This window comes from Bradyrhizobium symbiodeficiens (assembly GCF_002266465.3).
Taxonomy (GTDB): domain Bacteria; phylum Pseudomonadota; class Alphaproteobacteria; order Rhizobiales; family Xanthobacteraceae; genus Bradyrhizobium; species Bradyrhizobium symbiodeficiens.
This window is the reverse complement of record NZ_CP029427.2, coordinates 1,554,576-1,571,398: the sequence shown is the minus strand read 5'-3', so window position 1 is coordinate 1,571,398 and position 16,823 is coordinate 1,554,576. Positions and strand designations below refer to the sequence as shown.

Here is a 16,823-nt window from a genome sequence, read left to right as displayed (position 1 = left end):
TTAAGCGCGGCCCAAGGGCGCAGTCCCTGGATCGCTGCCCGGACACGGCCTTGCGTTGGTCCAACACGCCAATCGATAGAACGAAGCCTGAATTGGTCCGGAGATCAATAAAGGCTTCCTATGCTGCGATAGCGAAATCGTATCGAATTCGCACTCCTGGGGCGGCCGGTGCCCCTCCATGCCTCGAAGCAGCCGGTCAGCTTTTGCCCATGCACTCCTCGATATAGAACCAGCGATCGTCGCCCGCGAGGCCCTTAGCCTTCACATCCTTGCGGCAATCCTTGAGCTTCGACTTGTTGGCGCTCCACTTGGCCTTCATGTCCTTGAGCTTCTGCGCGGTCAGCTTGATCCTGCCGGGCTTGACCTCGGTCGCCGCGGGCGGCGTTACAGCTGGTGCCGCGGCGGTCTGTGCGGATGCGGATTGCAGGGTGCCGGCGACGAGCAGCATGGCGGCGAAGCAGATACGGGTGCGAAGCATACGGATCCCCCTAGGTTCCATTATCGATCATTTGGCGGGCGAACGCCGCGGGAAGCTGGCGCCAGCTTCCCGCGGTGGTGCTGGGTTTGCGATCAGAGGATCTTCACCGCGCTCTCGAGCGTCTTGTAGACGCCCCATGCCAGCGGAACGCCGACGACGAGCCAGAACATAGCGGCCTTGGCGTCGAGGCCGCCGGTGCCGATCCCGAACGACCCCGTCTGAACGGTGGTGGCACCTGCGTTCGCCGCCTGCAATTTGGCGACGTCCGCCTCGCTCATGTACCATTTCGGATCGACCGGCTTGACCAGGTAGTTGCAGATGATGCCCGCGACCAGCATCGCGCAGAGAATGTACATCGTCGTGTTGTAGAGCTGGTCACGCGGCACACCTGCCGCGAGCTGGAACTCGCGGATGTAATTCACGACAACCGGTCCGATGATGCCTGCGGTCGACCACGCCGTCAGCAACCGGCCGTGAATGGCCCCGACGAACTGCGTGCCGAACATATCGGCGAGATAGGCCGGCACGGTCGCGAAGCCGCCGCCGTACATCGACAGAATGATGCCGAAGCCGAGCACGAAGAGCAACTTCGAGCCCATCGCCGCAAAGGTCGGCGCCAGCGCATAGAGCACGATGCCCAGGATGAAGAACGTATAATAGGTGTTCTTGCGTCCGATATAATCGGACAGCGACGCCCAGACGAAGCGGCCGCCGATGTTGAACAGCGACAGCAGACCGGCAAAGCCCGCCGCGATGCCGGCGATGACTGTCTTCTGCTCGGCCGAGAGCTGACTAAAGGTGAGCTCCGGATGGCCGATCAGCTTTCCAGCGAAGATTTCCTGGAGCATCGGAGAGGCCATGCCGATCACGCCGATGCCGGCGGACACGTTCAAGCAGAGCACCCACCAGATCAGCCAGAACTGCGGCGTCTTGTGCGCGTTGTCGAGGTGAACGTGATGCTCGGAGATCATCGTCTTCTTCTCGCTCGGCGGGGTCCAGCCTTCGGGCTTCCAGCCGGCCGGCGTCACGCGATAGGCGAAGGCACCGATGGTCATGAAGACGAAATAGACGATGCCCATGACGACGAAGGCCTGCCACACACCGACGTCGGTCGACGTCTTGAAGTAGTTGATCAGGAGGTTGGCAAACGGTGCGCCGATCATGGCGCCGCCACCGAATCCCATGATCGCCATGCCGGTCGCCATGCCGCGGCGGTCGGGGAACCATTTGATCAGCGTGGACACGGGCGAGATGTAACCGAGACCAAGGCCGACACCGCCGATCACGCCGGAACCAAGCCACATGATCCACAGCTGATGGGTATAGATGCCGATCGCGCCGAGCAGTAGGCCGCCGCACCAGCACAGCGCGGCAACGAAGCCTGCCTTGCGCGGACCGACCCGCTCCAGCCAGCCGCCCCAAATCGCGGCAGAAACGCCGAGCACGACGAAGAACAGGGTGAACATCCAGCCGAGGCTCGCGACCTTCCAGTCACAAGTGGTGGTGAAGAGCTCCTGCCACAGCGACATGTCGGGACAGGCCTTTGGCGCCGAGATGCCGATCGCGCGCGACAGCGGCAGCCAGAACACCGAGAAGCCGTAGGCCATGCCGATGCAGAGATGAATGCACAGCGCCGCCGGCGGCACCAGCCAGCGATTGAACCCGGCCTTCGCGATCGTTCGTTCACGATCGAGGAAGCCGGAGGCACCAACCGGTGCAAGAACGGTATCGGCAGTCGTCATAAGCATTACCTCCCCAAGCGCGGCCTTGCCGGCACATCAGTTTGAGACCGTTCATACGCGTGCTTGGCAGCCGCGCATGACAGGTCGGTCTTCATTCATGCCGAAGTGGAATCCTGTGGCGCGCACCGCCTCTTGTGCGCCGAGCAAGCAACTGGTCGCGGGCGATGTCCCTTCGCCTGCCAACAGCGTTGCAGTGACGGCTATCGCGCCCTCATCCCCCTCAACACCCTGTCTCGATATGAGCAACGGGCGTGCCAGAAGTCGCATCGTGATGATTCAACGACTTCCCGCAGCGCAACGTGCCGCGTCGGACAAAATGTCCTGAATTCCGGGACAGAATGTCCAGTCAGGTCGCTTCCGGCAGCCACATCGTGAAGGTGCTTCCGGAACCCACGCTGCTTTCCGCCGTGATCTGTCCGCCCTGGCGCTTGATCAGGGTCTGGCTGATGGAGAGGCCCAGCCCGGTGCCTTGCCGCCGTTTTGTGGTGTAGAAGGGATCGAATATCTTTTCGATCACCTCAGTACTCATGCCAATGCCGGTATCAGTGACCTCGATGGCGACGCCTTGATGGCCGTCGCGATCGGCATCGAAGGAGCGGAGCGTCAGGGTTCCGCCGTCCGGCATGGCGTGGATCGCGTTGACGATGAGATTGACCAGCACCTGCTGCAGCTCGTTCCGGTTCATCAGCACGAGCCGACTGGCGCGGTCGTCCCTGACCACGGCGATCTCCGTCTTGTTCAGAAGATGCTGCACCAGCGGCAGACAGTCGGAGATGACGCTCGCGGGCGCATGGCGTTCGACATAGCCGGCATATTCCTCCGGCCTCGCAAACTGCAACAGCTTGGTCACGATCTGGCTGATGCGGTGAATCTGCTCGTCGAGCAGGCGAAACTCGACCTTCGCCTTGTCGGCGTCGGCCCCGAACACGCTGCGGACGACGTCGAGATTGCCTTGCATCACCGCGATCGGATTGTTGATCTCGTGCGCGACGCCGGCGGTGATCTCGCCGATCGCGGCCAGCTTCTCGGACATGATGAGCTGCTTGGTGGTTGCCTCGAGCTTGAGATTGGCGTGCTCGAGGTCGCGGGTGCGCTCCAGCACGCGAACGTTCAGCTCCTCGTTCCATTCCCGGAGCTGTCGGTCGCGTTCCTGGATCTGGTCGAGCAGGTTGTCGAGATGAACCGCGACGCGGCCGATCTCGTCGCCCAACACCGGCATCTTGGTGCGGGCGGAGAGGTTCCCGCGCTCCACCTCGCCGATCGTCGCCGTGACGCGCTCCAGCGGCATGAAGATGGAGGTCGCCCAGCGCAGGAAGATCGGTACGGTCGCAGCGGTGATCGCGATGAAGGCTGCGATGATGATCGCCAACGTCTGGTATTTGGCTTCGCTGAACGGCTTCTCCAGGAAGCCGACATAGAGCATGCCGACCCGCTTGCCATAGCTGTCGACCAACGGCTCGTAGGCGGAGATGTACCAGTCATTGACGACGAAAGCGCTGTCGAGCCAGGTGTGCCCCTCGCCCAGCACGGCCGAGCGCACCGCCGCCGACACGCGCGTGCCGAGCGCGCGACGTCCCTCGAACAGACGGACGTTGGTCGATATCCGCACATCGTCCAGGAACAGCGTCGCGGTGCCCTGGCTGCCCTCCGGCAGGCTCGCCGCGCGGTAAACGAGATCGTTGATCGTGTCGATGAATTCGAGATTCTGGTTGAGCAGCGTGCCGCCGACCAGCGCGGCGGCGCCACCGTCGGGCAGCATCGCCCGGCTCGCCGCATGCACGACCATGCCGCGCGTCTCCGTGCTGCGGTCGGTCGGCACCGCGTTCGGGGTCGGCACCAGGTCCAATCGCGCCCGCTCGGCCAGGGCCGGCGAAATTGCGGCGAGCTCGTCATTGCCGAAAATGTCGACACCCGTCGCAGCGACCTTGCCCGACAGCGCCGACATGACGATCGGCCAGTCATGTCTCGGTTGACGCTGCAGCGGCGGCGATGAGGCCAGGACGTCGCCGCGATCGTTGGTCAGGTACAGGAAATCGAGCCCGATCTCCTTGCGGGTCTCGTCGAGAAGCTCCCGCAGCGAGCCGCGCGCATCCGGCCCCAGCACCTCGTGGAAGCGGGCCGACAGGCCGAGCGCCCGGATTTGGACTCCGGTCTTTTCCAGGATGCGAGCGAGATATTGGTGGGCGATGGTGAGATCGCCATTGACCTTGGAGATCAGGGCCGCGTCGAATTTCGCGTTCCAGCGATAGATCGCAACGCCGAGCAGGAGCGGCAGGATGACCAGCATCGGCAGCAAGGCGATCGCGAGCAACCGGAAGCGGACGGAGCGTCCCCGCACGAGCTCGTCGGTGCGGCGGGCACCATCAGACATCCCATAACGCGCATTTGCGATCGATGGTCTTGCGCGACACACCGAGGCGCCGGGCCGCCTCCTCGCGATTGCCATTGACCTCCTTCAGCACACCGAGGATGTGACGGCGCTCGAGCTCCGCGAGACTGTCGGCAGGCGCCGACTGACCGTCGTTGCGGGGGCCGGCAAAGTCGTCGGGGAAGGCGCCGAGGATCAGCGTGCGCTCGATCAAATTGCGCAGCTCGCGCACGTTGCCGGGCCAGTCATAGCTTGCGAGCGCCGCCCGCACCGAGGCGTCGATCGGCACCGGCGGCATGCCGAGCTGAGCCGACAGCTTGCTCATGAAGATGGCGGCAAGCTCCTGCACGTCATCGCCGCGATCCTTCAGGAGCGGCAGGTGAATCTGCATCACGTTGAGCCGGTAGAACAGATCGGCTCGGAAGCGCCCCTTCTCGACCTCCTTCTGAAGCTCGGCATTGGTTGCGAAAATGAAACGCAGGTCGACCGGAACTTCACGCTCCGAGCCGACCGGACGGACGCGGCGGTCTTCGAGCACGCGGAGCAGCTTGCTCTGCATCGGCAGCGGCAGCTCCCCGATCTCGTCGAGGAACAGCGTGCCGCCATGCGCGTACAGGAACAGGCCCTCACGCCCCGAATCCGCGCCGGTGAAGGCGCCCTTGATGTGTCCGAACAGCTCGGCCTCGATCATCTCCGGCGGGATCGCCGCGCAATTCACGGGCACGAAGGGCTTGTCGGCGCGGTCGGACAGCGAGTGGATCGAGCGTGCTGCCACTTCCTTGCCGGTGCCGGATGCGCCGGTGAGAAGAACCGAGGTCGGCAGGCGCGCGACGCGGGCGATGGTCTCGCGCACGCGCAGCGTCGCTGCCGACTGCCCGATCAGATTGTCGCGCAGGAAGGTGCGGTCGGACGAGGCACGCAGGGCGTAGCGCAGGACATAGTTCTCGCGCTGGAGGCGGACACGGTCGAGGCACCGGGCCACGGCGTTGAGGATCTGGTTGGAGCGGAACGGCTTGAGCACGAAATCGGCCGCGCCGGCGCGCAGCGCCTGGATCGCGGTGTCGAGGTCGGCATAGGCGGTGATCAGGATGGCGTCGGCGAAAAAGCCGACGGCGCGCTGCTCGGCGAGCCAATCGACGCCGTTCTTGCCGGGCATGATGTTGTCGAGAATGACGACGTCATAGCGGTTGGAATCGAGCTTGCGCGAGGCCTGGTCGGTATCGGCCGCCTCGTCCACCAGCTTGCAGCGCGGTCCAAGCGTGCGCACCAGAAAATTGCGCATGCCCGGCTCGTCGTCGACGATCAGGATCGAGGCCTGCGCCAGCGCCCCGAACTCCGGCCCTGCAGCCGTCTTGCCGGACTTGACGGCCGGCTCGCGTCCCACCGCAGGACTTGCGGCAACGCTTGCCCTCGATGTTGAGAAAGTCATGCCCGATGTCTTAGCTTTGAGAGTCTAGGTTTGAGCTCATTCCACTGCACTCAGCGGCGCTTTTCGCATTGCAGCGAAGTTCCGGCCGTTTCCCCGCAGGCGCAACATAGTCAAACGTCGTCGCCGTGAACATTCGCCTTTCTACGAGGCGTCGCTCTTTTCGACCAGGAACACGATTCGCGCTTCGTTGCGCTCGGTGATCTCGACCTTGTCGCCGGTCTCGCGGATCAGGTTCGGAATGTCAATCACCGACAAGGGATCGGTGCAATGGACCTCGAGCTGATCGCCGGGCTGCAACGGCTTCAGCGCCTTGCGCGTCTTCAGGGCGGGCAGCGGGCATTTCAGTCCGGTGAGGTCGAGCGTCGTTCTGGTCATGGAGGCAACATGGCGGGACGAGGCGGTGGGGTCAACGCAAGTCTCTACAGCAGATCGGCGTAGGACAAAAAGCCTACGTCCTGCCCCGGCTCGACATGCGTGATGCTCTCTCCGAGTTCGACGAGGCCGTCGGTCTCGACCAGCGAGGACAGAAGCCCCGCCCCCTCGCGCGGAAACTTGACGGCCTCGAGCCGGCCGTCCTGCGCGCGCCGCAGGGAGACTCGCACATATTCGCGGCGGCCGCTCTTCTTCGTGTAGGAAAACGCGGCGCGCACTGGGATCGGCAACAGCGGCTCGGGCAGCCCACCCGCCAGCGCAAGCACCGTCGGCCGCACCACATGGACGAAGGTGACGAAGCTCGCGACGGGATTGCCCGGCAATCCGATCAGCGGCGTGCCGTCGATGATCCCCATCGCCACGGGCCGACCGGGCTTGATCGCCATCCGCCACAGCACCAGCGAACCGATGCTCTCGACCGCCGCCTTGACGTGGTCCTCCTCGCCGGTCGAGACGCCGCCGGTCGTGAGGATCAGGTCATGAGAGCCGGCAACCTGCTTCAAGCCATTCGCGAGCGAAGTCCGCTCGTCGCGCATGATGCCGAGATCGCTGACCTCGCAGCCGAGCCGGCGCAGCATCGTCATGAGCATGAAGCGGTTGGAATCGAACAGTTGCGGGGCCGCGCGCGGCTCGCCCGGCGAGGCCAACTCGTCGCCGGTCGAGAACACCGCAACGCGAATGCGCCTGACGAGGTCGAGGCCGACAAGACCGAAGGCAGCGGCAAGCGCGACATGCTGCGGCCGCAGCCGCTGCCCGGCGCGCAACGCGACGTGCCCATTCGGGATGTCCTCGCCTGCAGGGCGGACATTGGCGCCGGGCTTCAGCCCCGACGGCAGCACGATCTTTCCGGAATCATCGATGCGGACGTCCTCCTGCATGAAGACGGCTTCGGCATCCGGCGGCATCGGCGCGCCCGTGAAGATGCGCGCAGTGTGGCCAGGCTTGATCGGCGCCTGTGCAAGGCCGCCGGCCTGAATGCGGCCATCGAGCGGGAATGCCCGCTCCGCGGCTTGCGGAATGTCGGCGTTGCGCACGGCGTAGCCGTCGACGGCCGAGTTGGTGAAGGGCGGCAGCGGCAGCGGCGCTGCGACATCCCGCGCCAGCACCCGCCCATCCGCCTCGACCAGCGCCACCGTCTCGATATCGGCGATCGCATTGACGCGCATCGTGATCAGGCCAACGGCCTCGTCGACCGACATCATCGGGCCGCCGAAGGCAAAGCAATCGTCCGACAGTTGCGCCATGGTGCCTCGTCAGCGCATCGCAGCGCTTTTCGCGACCGCTTCCTCGACCGGCATCGCCGCGCGCAGCAGCAGCGCCGCGGCCGCCGCGATATCGTCGAGATGGACAGTCGGCAGCCCAGTGTCAATGGCGGTGTCGGCCGCAATCCCGGCGATCCCGGGATCGTCGGGAAACAGCAGCGGCTTGCCGTTCGCCGCTCGATGCACCTCGATCTTGCGATGCGGCTCGCGCTTGAAGCCCTCGACCACGACGAGATCGACCGCGGACAGCTTGCCCAGGAGTTCCGGCAGCCGCGGCTCCGCCGACCCGCGCAATTCGTGCATCAGAGCCCAGCGGTTTGACGACGCCACCAGCACCTCGGCCGCGCCGGCCTCGCGATGGCGCCAGGAATCCTTGCCGGGCACGTCGACGTCGAACTGATGATGCGCATGCTTGATGACCGAGACGCGCAGGCCCTGCGCTTTGAAGTGCGGGATCAGCCGGGTCAACAGCGTGGTCTTGCCCGCTCCGCTCCAGCCTGCAAGGCCGATGACTTTCATCGTAACACGATCTCCGCCGGCCTCGTCACGCGGCCGGAACCGCTTTCTCAACGTCGTGAGCATGCTTATATCGGCTTGACCCGAATGTCATGCTAACCTCGCGGCCATGATGAAGATCGACAAAACCCCGGTGCCCCCAATCATCCCCAATCCGGATGACCCGCGCCTGACCCGGAGCGTGACCGGCACCGACCAGACCGGCACCAAGGTCGAGATCAAGGTGCCGATGGAGCGGCCGCTGACGCTCTATTTGAATTCCCAGGAGATCGTCACCATGATGACGATCGGCGACTACCCCGAATATCTGGCGCTCGGCTATCTGCTGAACCAGAACATGCTGAAATATAATGACGCTGTCACCGAGGTCGAATACGACGACGACCTCCAGGTGGTCGTGGTACGCACCACACATCACACCAATTTCGAAGCCAAGCTGAAGAAGCGTACGCAGACCTCGGGCTGCGCGCAGGGCACCGCCTTCGGGGACCTGCTGGAGGCCGTCGAGAGTGTCGCGCTGCCGAAGGCGGAGCTGCGCACATCCTGGCTGTACCAGATGACGCAGACCATCAACACCATGCCCTCGCTCTATCTCGAGGCCGGCGCGATCCACGGCTGCGTGCTGTGCAAGGAAGGCACGCCGCTCTGCTACACCGAGGACGTCGGCCGCCACAACGCCGTCGACAAGATCGCCGGCTGGATGTACCGCCACGGCGTCGATCCCGCCGACAAGATCCTCTACACCACGGGGCGGCTCACCTCGGAGATGGTGATCAAAACGGTCCGCATGGGAATTCCGATCCTGGTGTCGCGCTCCGGCTTCACCGCCTGGGGCGTCGATCTCGCAAGACAAGTCGGGCTGACGCTGGTCGGGCGCACCCGCGGCAAGCGCTTCATCGCGCTCGCGGGCGAGGAGCGCATCGTCTACGACCAGGACCTCGCTTACGTCGAGGAAGAGTCGGCGAAGCACAAGCGCAAGGGTGAAGCTGGTGACGATTGACATTCCGCTGACGCAAGGCGTGCTGCTCGCCGGCGGCCTAGCGCGGCGCATGGGCGGCGGCGACAAGCCGATGCGCACCATCGGCGGCCGCACCATTTTGGAACGCGTGATCGCGCGGTTGAAACCTCAATGCGGCGGGCTGATCCTCAACGCCAATGGCGATCCCGCGCGCTTCGCATCCTTCGGCTTGCAGGTCGTCTCCGACGACGTGCCCGGCTTTCCCGGTCCGCTCGCCGGCATCCTCGCCGCGCTCGACTGGACCGCGGCAAATCGGCCGGGCGTCGAATGGGTGCTCAGCGCCGCTGGCGACTGCCCGTTCCTTCCGCGCGACCTCGTCGCGCGCCTGCATGATGCACGCGAACGCGAGAACGCACGGCTCGCGGTCGCCGCATCAGGCGGGCAGTCGCATCCCGTGATCGGCCTGTGGCACGTCGCCTTGCGCGAGGAGCTGCGCCATGCGCTGGTCGTCGAGGATCTTCGCAAGATTGACCGCTGGACCGCGCGCTATCCGCTCGCAACGGTGAATTGGCCGGTCGAGCCGCTCGATCCCTTCTTCAACGCCAACACGGTCGAGGACATCGCCGAGGCCGAGCGGCTGGCGGCGCTGGATGATGCGCCCTAGCGGCTTTACGATTTGGGAAATTCGTTGAGAAGCTGCGCCCAGATGATCGCGAAGGCGATCAAGCCGCATAGGCCTAGGGCAGTAGTGAATCGCGGCAGACGGCCGATCGCAACCAGCAGCCAGGCCGGCAGGAAGAACGCCCCGAAGACCATGCCTAGCGGAAACACCGCAAGCCATTGAAAGCCGCTGCGGTCTCCCTGCGGGACATTCGAGATGTGATAGAAGGTGTAGAGCCAGAACAGCGTTCCGGCCGTCGCGATGAGTGTAGCAACCTTGCGGAAGTTGAAGGGCGTCGGCGCGGTCATGACTTGGCTCATACTCCTTGGTCGTAACGGCGGCCATCCAAGTTCATGACGTCCTGAGCCGGACCAGGCACGGGAGCGCGCCGCTCAGGCCCACCAGCGGCACCAGGAGCCCCGTATCCACGGATCCCGCCCGTGTCGGTCCTGATGTTGGCGCGCGAGGTCTCCCGCAACGTCATTACGCGGGCCGGAAACCCGCTCGCTCGAGCGCCGCGCGCACGTCATTCGAGCCGAGTGCGTCGAGAAAGTCCTGCACCGCCGGCCGCACTTTGCGCGCGGTCACCAGCGCGAAATCATAATGCTCCTCTGCGAGCGGAATGAAGCCAAGGCCGGCCGCATGGGCGACGGGCGCAATGGTCACGCCCCAGTCGGCGCGGTGCTGCGCGACGGCGGCGGCGACCGCGTTGTGCGAGCGCGGCTGGTTCCAATAGCCTTCCGGCCGCGCGCCGCCGAGCAAGCGGTCGATCAGGATGCGGGTGCCGGCGCCCTGGTTGCGGTTGACCATGATGCAGGCGGGATCAGCGAGCGCCGCCGCGACGGCCTGTTTCGCATCAAGGCCCTCGAAACGCCTGTCGCCCTTGCGGAAGACGATGCCCTGCATCCGCCGCCAGCCGGGCACGAGCTCGAGCCCTTCGACGAGATAGGGCGAATTGTAGGTTTCACTCTTGTCGTCGAACAGGTGGATCGGCGCGAGGTCGCATTCACCGCGCTTGGCGGCCGCCAGCCCGCCGAGGCTGCCAACGGCGATCGAACGCACGTTAAGGCCGGCATGCGCGAGCTGTGCGGTGACGAGATCGAGGCCGGTGCAGTGACTGCCGACGATGACGAGATCGGGCACGCGCACATGCGGCGTGAACAGCGTCACCTCGGCTTCGGTCCCGGCCGGCATCTGGTCGGCGAGCGCATTGATCCGCAAAAAGCCGTCGGCCTGCGCGAAGGACGTGATCGCTCCAGACCCCTTGCCGGAGGGATAGGCGATCAGACCGTCGCGGCCCTCGACCAGCGAGACCATGACGAATTCGGTGCGGCCGAGCTCGGAGGCAATGCGCACCGGCACGGTCGCGCTCACCTTGGCATCGGAGCGTGGCGGCAAGCCGGCCAGCTTGCGCAGTATCGGCACGATCATGTCGTGGAAGGTGAACATTGCCGAGGTCGGAAAGCCCGGCAGGATCACCACCGGCTTGCCGTCGCAGACCGCAAGGCACAGCGGCTTGCCGGGCTTGAGCGCGATGCCATGCGCGATGATGCCGGGCTGGCCGAGCCGGCCGATGATGCGATGGGACAGATCGCCGGCGCCTTTCGAGGTACCGCCGGACAGCACCAGCATGTCGGCCTCGGCGAGCGCGCGACGCATTGCGGATTCGAGTTTCGCCTCATCGTCCGGAATGGCGCCGAGAAAGACGGCCTCGCCGCCGTTCTCGTCGATCGCAGCCGCGACGATGGCGCCGTTGGTGTCGTAGATTTCGGCCGGCGCGAGCGCCTCGCCGGGCTGGACCAGTTCGTCGCCGGTGGAGATCACCGCCACCCGCGGCTTGCGCGCGACGTTCACCTCGGCAATGCCGCACGCGGCCAGCATGCCGATCTCGCGCGAGCCGATGATGGTGCCGGCGCGCAGCAGCGCTTCGCCGCGCGCGATGTCGGATCCGGCGTAGGATACGAATTGCCCCGGCGAGACGGCACGGCGCACATCGATCGCATCGGATCCAGCGGGCTGGGTGTGCTCGACCATGACGACCGCGTCGGCCCCACGCGGCAAGGGACCGCCGGTGGCGATCGGCGTCGCGGTTCCCGCCGCCACTTGCATCCTCGGCGCTATGCCGCAGTGGATGGTCTCGCCGTTCAGCGTGAGGCGCCGAGGGGCGCCTTCGCCTGCCGCCGCAAGGTCGGCCGAGCGCACGGCAAAACCGTCCACATTGGAGCGATCGAACGGGGGAACGTCGATCGGCGCGGTGATGTCTTCGGCAAGCGCCACGCCGAGCGCATCGGCGAGCTTGCGCTTTTCGCTCGGAGCGGCGCGCGGGAACAACGCGGCCTCGAAGCGCGCCAGCGCCTCCTCGCGCGACAGAATCTTGAGGAACTGCTCTTGTTCGAGCGCGCTGCGGATTTGAGATTGTGGGTTCATCGACATGCCAAAACCCTTATCATTCCCGCATCAGATAGGCATCGACTGGCTCACCCGCCGCAAATCCCTCGTCGCTGGCGGGAATGAGCAGCCATGCATCCGCACCGGCAATGGACTGGAGCGGCCATTCACCTACGGCGAGCGGCATCCACGCACGTTGTTCCCTCGCCAGCAAAGCGATCTCGGCGATGCCGACACTGGATGCGATCTTTCGCGCAAGTGGCAGGCTCACCTGCCGGCGCGGCCGGCGCGCCGATAGTCGGTCGATCAGCGGAAGCACGAGCGTCAGCCACGCTGCCAGCGCATGATCCGGCGAGCCCGGCAAGGCGACGACGGGAACCTTTCCGAGCTTCGCGACGGCGGCAGTCTGCCCGGGCTGAAGCGCAACGCCGTGCGCGATCACATGACCGCGCTGGGCCAGCGCCGAGACGGCCGCATCGGCGCGGCCAACGCCGCTGCCGCCGACCGTCAGGATCAGATCGCAAGAGGACATATCGAGCGCATCGGCAATCGACACCGCATCACGCGCCGCGGCCTCAGACGTCTGCACATCCAGTCCCGCAGCGCGCGCGATCCCGGCGATCATGAGCATCGTTGCCGTTGCACCGGGCACGTTGACGATGCGCAGCCGGGGCCGGCGCACGGAGAGCTTGTCCAAACCGTTCATGCGCGCAAGCAGCAGATCGGCTGCGCCGACCGGAAGGCCCTCGGTGCCGGCCGGCATGCGCTCCGCGATATCGCTGCCGCCACGCCTGACGCCCTGCCCCGGCACGCCCTCCGCCAGCACCTGCACGAGCGGACCGGATTCATCGACCGCGTCGGCATCGACCACACAATCACAGCCGTCGGGCATCGCGTCGCCGGACTCGACCCATGCGGGCGCTTTCGTCAAAGGCAGCGGCGAATAAGAGGTTGCGCCGACGAGATCGTTGGCACGGAGCGCCCAGCCGTCCGCGGCGGCAATGTCGTGCGGCGGATGGGCCGCCAGCAGCGGCGTACCCGTAGCGATGCAGCCGGCCGCTTCGATCAGCGGCAACTGTACCGGTGCAAGCGGCTCAAGCCCGCTCAGCAACGCGGCGAGCGCGGTGTCGAGCGATGTCAGCGATGGCGGAAGGCGCTGGGTCATGCGCCATGGTGGACCATGCATCGCCCGGTTTGGCAACCGCCGGCCATGTTGGCCTCAACCGCCCGACCTGTCCGAATTCGGAAAGAACAGCTGCTGCCCGTCGACCTTGTAGCCGGCGATCGCCGTCTGCCCCTCCGGCGAGGTCAGCCAGTCGATGAAGGTCTGCGCGAGATCCTTCTTCACGTCCGGAAACTTCTCGGGGTTTACCAGCATCACGCCGTACTGATTGAGTAGCCGCCGGTCACCTTCGACGACGATGTCGAGATCGCCGCGATCCCTGAAGGCGATCCAGCTGCCGCGATCCGATAGCACATAGCCATTCGCGGCACGCGCGGCTTCGAGGGCCGAGGCTATGCCCTGCCCCGCCTCGCGGTACCAGGCGCCCTTGGCCGCCGCGATGTCGATGCCGGCGACGATCCAGAGCGCCAGCTCCGCGGCGTGGGTGCCCGAGCGATCGCCGCGCGTCACGAACGGGGCGCCCTTGGCCTCGATCGCCTTCAGCGCCGTCGCGATGTCCTTGCCCTTGACGCCGGCGGGATCGCTCTTCGGCCCGATCAGCACATAGTCGTTGTACATGACGTCAAAACGCTTCACGCCAAACCCGTCGGCGACGAATTTCTCCTCCTGAGGCCGTGCATGCATCAGCACGACGTCGGCCTCGCCCCTTCGCGGCCCGTCGAGCACCGCGTCGGCGCGCCGCGCGATCACGGTCACCTCGATGCCGGTCTTGTCGCGGAAGATCGGCAGCAGAAAGTCGAGCAGACCGGACTCCTGTGTCGCGGTGGTCGTGGCGAGCACGATGCTGCGGTCCTCCGCAGACGAGGCCGCGACGCCGGCGGCGAGGCCGCAGAGGAGCGCGAATACGACGAACAAGCGGCCCATGGTCAGGTTCCTATCTATGACCCGATCATGATGACGGCCGATTGCGCCGCACTCGTGACGCGCCTGCTTTTTGCGCACATCACCCGGGAAATAGCGGCAACGTTGCAAGGCATCCTGCGCACCGCGCAAGCGATTCAAGATCGTTCACCAAAGCGGAGATCGCGCGCCGGGATGTGTTGCAAAGCAGCGAGATGATCAGGCATGGTCCCGCGGACGGGAATTGAAATGCAGAATTCCACCTGCGTCGAACGTCAAAAAGAAGCAAGAATTTGCATAGGAATGCAGGATGGAATTCCTGACGACCAGCGAAGCCGCCGACTATCTTCGGCTCGGCGAACGCAAGCTCTACGAACTCGTCACCACCGGCGCGATCCCCTGCACCAAGGTGACCGGGAAGTGGCTCTTCCCGCGCCACGAACTCGACCTCTGGGTACTCTCGGGTCTCGCGCGTCCGGCCGGCATGTTGATCGCGGAGCCGCCGCCGGTCGTGGGCGGCAGCCAGGACGAGCTGCTGGATTGGGCCTTGCGCGAATCCGGCTCGGGCCTGGGATCGATGAGCGAGGGCAGCGTGCGCGGGCTCGAGCGCTTACAGCGCAACGAGGTGATGGCAGCGGCGATACACTTCCACAGCCTGGATGCTTCCGACGATCTCACCGGGGATGCCAGTGTCGAAGCGCTGCGCGCCGCACCGGATTTGCACGATGCGGTGCTGGTCGCATTCGTGCGCCGCGAGCAGGGACTCGTGCTGCCGCAAGGCAATCCCAGGCACCTGCACGGCCTGACGGACGTGCTCACGCTCGGCGCCCGGATGGCGATGCGGCAGCAGGGCACGGGCGCGCAGATGCTGCTCGACCTGCTCCTGAAGCGCGCCGGCGCCTCGACGCGGGATTTGCGCCGGGTCGAGACGCCGGCCCTGACCGGACCGGATCTCGCGGAACTGGTCCGCGCCGGCCAGGCCGATTGCGGCATCGCGACGCGCGCCGCCGCGCGTTCGGCCGGCCTCGATTTCGTGCCGCTGGTCTGGGAGAGTTTCGACCTCGCGATGCGGCAGCGCAGCTATTTCCGCCCCGCCATGCGGGCCTTGATCGGATTCCTGAACGAACGGCGGCTGCGCCAGCGCGCGGAGGAACTGACCGGCTACGATCCCTCCCCCGCAGGGCAGATCCGCTTCGCAGCCTGACATTGACGCCCGCCCCAAAATAGTTGCAAAAGAAACCAATTCAGCCGGGGGCACACCCGGGGCAACACCGGCCAACGTGCCGGATCAGGGGAGGACAAGCGTGAATCCAATCAGATTTGGACTGCCGGTCGCGGCCGCCTTGACGGCGGCGCTGCTATCCGGCGCGGCGTCGGCGCAGCTTTCCGACGACATCGTCAAGATCGGCGTGCTCACCGACATGAACGGCCCGGCCTCCGCGCCGACCGGCCAGGGCTCGGTGACGGCCGCGCAGATGGCGATCGACGATTTCGGCGGCACCGTGCTCGGCAAGCCGATCAGCATCGTGGTTGGCGACCACCAGCTCAAGGCCGACATCGGCGCCTCGCTCGCGCGGCGCTGGTACGACGTCGAGCAGGTCGATCTGATCGTCGACGTGCCGGTCTCGGCGGTCGGGCTCGCGGTGCAGAACATCGCCAACGAGAAGAAGCGGCTGTTCATCACCCACTCCACCGGTACCGCCGACTTCCACGGCAAGTTCTGCTCGCCCTACGCGATCCAATGGGTGTTCGACACCCGCGCGCTCGCGGTCGGCACCGCGGACGCGGTGGTCAAGCGCGGCGGCGACAGCTGGTTCTTCATCACCGACGATTACGCCTTCGGCCATTCGCTGGAGCGCGACGCTTCCGCGGTCGTCAACGCCAATGGCGGCAAGGTGCTGGGCTCGGTGCGGCCGCCGCTGGCAACGCCTGACCTCTCCTCCTTCGTGCTGCAGGCGCAGGCCTCCAAGGCCAAGATCATCGGCATTGCCGCAGGTCCGCCCAACAACATGAACGAGATCAAGACCGGCTCGGAGTTCGGCGTGTTCAAGGGCGGCCAGCAGATGGCGGCGCTGCTGGCGCTGATCACCGACATCCACGGCCTCGGCCTGCAGGCGGCGCAAGGCCTGCTGCTGACGACCTCGTTCTACTGGGACATGGACGACAAGACCCGCGCATGGTCGAAGCGCTATTTCGCCAAGTTGAACAAGATGCCGTCGATGTGGCAGGCCGGCGTCTACTCGAGCGTGATGCACTATCTCAACGCCATCAAGGAGGCCGGCACCGACGACCCGCTCAAGGTCGCCGCCAAGATGCGCGAGAAGCCGATCGAGGATTTCTTCGCCCGCAACGGCAAGCTTCGCGAGGACAATCTGATGGTGCACGACCTCTGGCTGGTGCAGGTCAAGACGCCGGAGGAGAGCAAATATCCGTGGGACTATTACAAGATCCTCACCACGATCTCCGGCGACAAGGCGTTCGGACCGCCGGACCCGGCGTGTCCGCTGGTGAAGAAGTAAGATTGGCGAGTGGCGAATAGGGAGTAGCGAATGGATTGCGTCCATTC

15 protein-coding genes are annotated in these 16,823 nt (G+C 65.5%); 4 read left to right on the top strand and 11 right to left on the bottom strand.

What is annotated here, in order from left to right; translation table 11 throughout:
• Window positions 1-196: 196 nt before the first annotated feature.
• From CIT39_RS07440 to mobB, 7 genes are all read right to left on the bottom strand, one after another.
• Window positions 197-478: a hypothetical protein gene (locus CIT39_RS07440; RefSeq protein ID WP_094973746.1), complete on the bottom strand. Its 282-nt coding sequence runs from the start codon at window positions 476-478 to the stop codon at window positions 197-199.
• A gap of 92 nt (window positions 479-570) precedes the next feature.
• Window positions 571-2,220: an OFA family MFS transporter gene (locus CIT39_RS07435; protein ID WP_094973745.1), complete on the bottom strand. Its 1,650-nt coding sequence runs from the start codon at window positions 2,218-2,220 to the stop codon at window positions 571-573.
• Window positions 2,221-2,566: 346 nt separating this feature from the next.
• On the bottom strand, window positions 2,567-4,591 hold the full coding sequence (locus CIT39_RS07430; RefSeq protein ID WP_094973744.1) for a sensor histidine kinase: 2,025 nt from the start codon (window positions 4,589-4,591) through the stop codon (window positions 2,567-2,569).
• Window positions 4,584-6,017 carry a sigma-54-dependent transcriptional regulator gene (locus tag CIT39_RS07425; protein WP_094973743.1) on the bottom strand — a complete coding sequence of 478 codons (1,434 nt, stop codon included), beginning with the start codon at window positions 6,015-6,017 and terminating at the stop codon, window positions 4,584-4,586. The genes CIT39_RS07430 and CIT39_RS07425 overlap by 8 nt, the downstream gene beginning before the upstream one ends.
• A 141-nt stretch (window positions 6,018-6,158) precedes the next feature.
• On the bottom strand, window positions 6,159-6,392 hold the full coding sequence (locus CIT39_RS07420; RefSeq protein ID WP_094973742.1) for a sulfurtransferase TusA family protein: 234 nt from the start codon (window positions 6,390-6,392) through the stop codon (window positions 6,159-6,161).
• A gap of 44 nt (window positions 6,393-6,436) precedes the next feature.
• Window positions 6,437-7,693, bottom strand: a complete 1,257-nt coding sequence (locus tag CIT39_RS07415; RefSeq protein WP_094973741.1) for a molybdopterin molybdotransferase MoeA — start codon at window positions 7,691-7,693, stop codon at window positions 6,437-6,439.
• Between the two features lie 9 nt (window positions 7,694-7,702).
• Window positions 7,703-8,230 (bottom strand): molybdopterin-guanine dinucleotide biosynthesis protein B, encoded by a 528-nt coding sequence (mobB, locus tag CIT39_RS07410; RefSeq protein ID WP_094895264.1) that lies wholly within the window; start codon window positions 8,228-8,230, stop codon window positions 7,703-7,705.
• A gap of 106 nt (window positions 8,231-8,336) precedes the next feature.
• Here mobB and CIT39_RS07405 point away from each other — a divergent pair, with 106 nt between their 5' ends.
• Window positions 8,337-9,227: a formate dehydrogenase accessory sulfurtransferase FdhD gene (locus tag CIT39_RS07405; RefSeq protein ID WP_094973740.1), complete on the top strand. Its 891-nt coding sequence runs from the start codon at window positions 8,337-8,339 to the stop codon at window positions 9,225-9,227.
• Window positions 9,214-9,849: a molybdenum cofactor guanylyltransferase MobA gene (mobA, locus tag CIT39_RS07400; protein WP_162308873.1), complete on the top strand. Its 636-nt coding sequence runs from the start codon at window positions 9,214-9,216 to the stop codon at window positions 9,847-9,849. Before CIT39_RS07405 ends, mobA begins: the two co-directional genes overlap by 14 nt.
• A gap of 5 nt (window positions 9,850-9,854) precedes the next feature.
• On the opposite strand, the gene CIT39_RS07395 is transcribed toward mobA, so the two are convergent.
• From CIT39_RS07395 to CIT39_RS07380, 4 genes are all read right to left on the bottom strand, one after another.
• Window positions 9,855-10,154 (bottom strand): hypothetical protein, encoded by a 300-nt coding sequence (locus CIT39_RS07395; RefSeq protein ID WP_094973800.1) that lies wholly within the window; start codon window positions 10,152-10,154, stop codon window positions 9,855-9,857.
• A gap of 175 nt (window positions 10,155-10,329) precedes the next feature.
• Complete coding sequence (locus CIT39_RS07390; protein WP_094973738.1) at window positions 10,330-12,279, bottom strand: molybdopterin biosynthesis protein; 1,950 nt, start codon at window positions 12,277-12,279, stop codon at window positions 10,330-10,332.
• Between the two features lie 13 nt (window positions 12,280-12,292).
• Window positions 12,293-13,399 (bottom strand): molybdopterin-binding protein, encoded by a 1,107-nt coding sequence (locus tag CIT39_RS07385; protein ID WP_094973737.1) that lies wholly within the window; start codon window positions 13,397-13,399, stop codon window positions 12,293-12,295.
• 54 nt (window positions 13,400-13,453) lie between these two features.
• Complete coding sequence (locus CIT39_RS07380; RefSeq protein WP_094973736.1) at window positions 13,454-14,281, bottom strand: ABC transporter substrate-binding protein; 828 nt, start codon at window positions 14,279-14,281, stop codon at window positions 13,454-13,456.
• Between the two features lie 286 nt (window positions 14,282-14,567).
• Between CIT39_RS07380 and CIT39_RS07375 the strand changes: the two genes are divergently transcribed.
• Window positions 14,568-15,461 (top strand): helix-turn-helix transcriptional regulator, encoded by an 894-nt coding sequence (locus CIT39_RS07375; protein WP_094973735.1) that lies wholly within the window; start codon window positions 14,568-14,570, stop codon window positions 15,459-15,461.
• A gap of 100 nt (window positions 15,462-15,561) precedes the next feature.
• Complete coding sequence (locus CIT39_RS07370; RefSeq protein WP_094973734.1) at window positions 15,562-16,776, top strand: ABC transporter substrate-binding protein; 1,215 nt, start codon at window positions 15,562-15,564, stop codon at window positions 16,774-16,776.
• Window positions 16,777-16,823 lie beyond the last annotated feature (47 nt).

What these genes read in the sequence shown, in the direction of transcription:
- CIT39_RS07440 (WP_094973746.1), bottom strand. Translation starts at nt 478, where the DNA reads ATGCTTCGCACCCGTATCTGCTTCGCCGCCATGCTGCTCGTCGCCGGC.
- CIT39_RS07435 (WP_094973745.1), bottom strand. Translation starts at nt 2,220, where the DNA reads ATGACGACTGCCGATACCGTTCTTGCACCGGTTGGTGCCTCCGGCTTC.
- CIT39_RS07430 (WP_094973744.1), bottom strand. Translation starts at nt 4,591, where the DNA reads ATGTCTGATGGTGCCCGCCGCACCGACGAGCTCGTGCGGGGACGCTCC.
- CIT39_RS07425 (WP_094973743.1), bottom strand. Translation starts at nt 6,017, where the DNA reads ATGACTTTCTCAACATCGAGGGCAAGCGTTGCCGCAAGTCCTGCGGTG.
- CIT39_RS07420 (WP_094973742.1), bottom strand. Translation starts at nt 6,392, where the DNA reads ATGACCAGAACGACGCTCGACCTCACCGGACTGAAATGCCCGCTGCCC.
- CIT39_RS07415 (WP_094973741.1), bottom strand. Translation starts at nt 7,693, where the DNA reads ATGGCGCAACTGTCGGACGATTGCTTTGCCTTCGGCGGCCCGATGATG.
- mobB (WP_094895264.1), bottom strand. Translation starts at nt 8,230, where the DNA reads ATGAAAGTCATCGGCCTTGCAGGCTGGAGCGGAGCGGGCAAGACCACG.
- CIT39_RS07405 (WP_094973740.1), top strand. Translation starts at nt 8,337, where the DNA reads ATGATGAAGATCGACAAAACCCCGGTGCCCCCAATCATCCCCAATCCG.
- CIT39_RS07395 (WP_094973800.1), bottom strand. Translation starts at nt 10,154, where the DNA reads ATGACCGCGCCGACGCCCTTCAACTTCCGCAAGGTTGCTACACTCATC.
- CIT39_RS07390 (WP_094973738.1), bottom strand. Translation starts at nt 12,279, where the DNA reads ATGTCGATGAACCCACAATCTCAAATCCGCAGCGCGCTCGAACAAGAG.
- CIT39_RS07385 (WP_094973737.1), bottom strand. Translation starts at nt 13,399, where the DNA reads ATGACCCAGCGCCTTCCGCCATCGCTGACATCGCTCGACACCGCGCTC.
- CIT39_RS07380 (WP_094973736.1), bottom strand. Translation starts at nt 14,281, where the DNA reads ATGGGCCGCTTGTTCGTCGTATTCGCGCTCCTCTGCGGCCTCGCCGCC.
- CIT39_RS07375 (WP_094973735.1), top strand. Translation starts at nt 14,568, where the DNA reads ATGGAATTCCTGACGACCAGCGAAGCCGCCGACTATCTTCGGCTCGGC.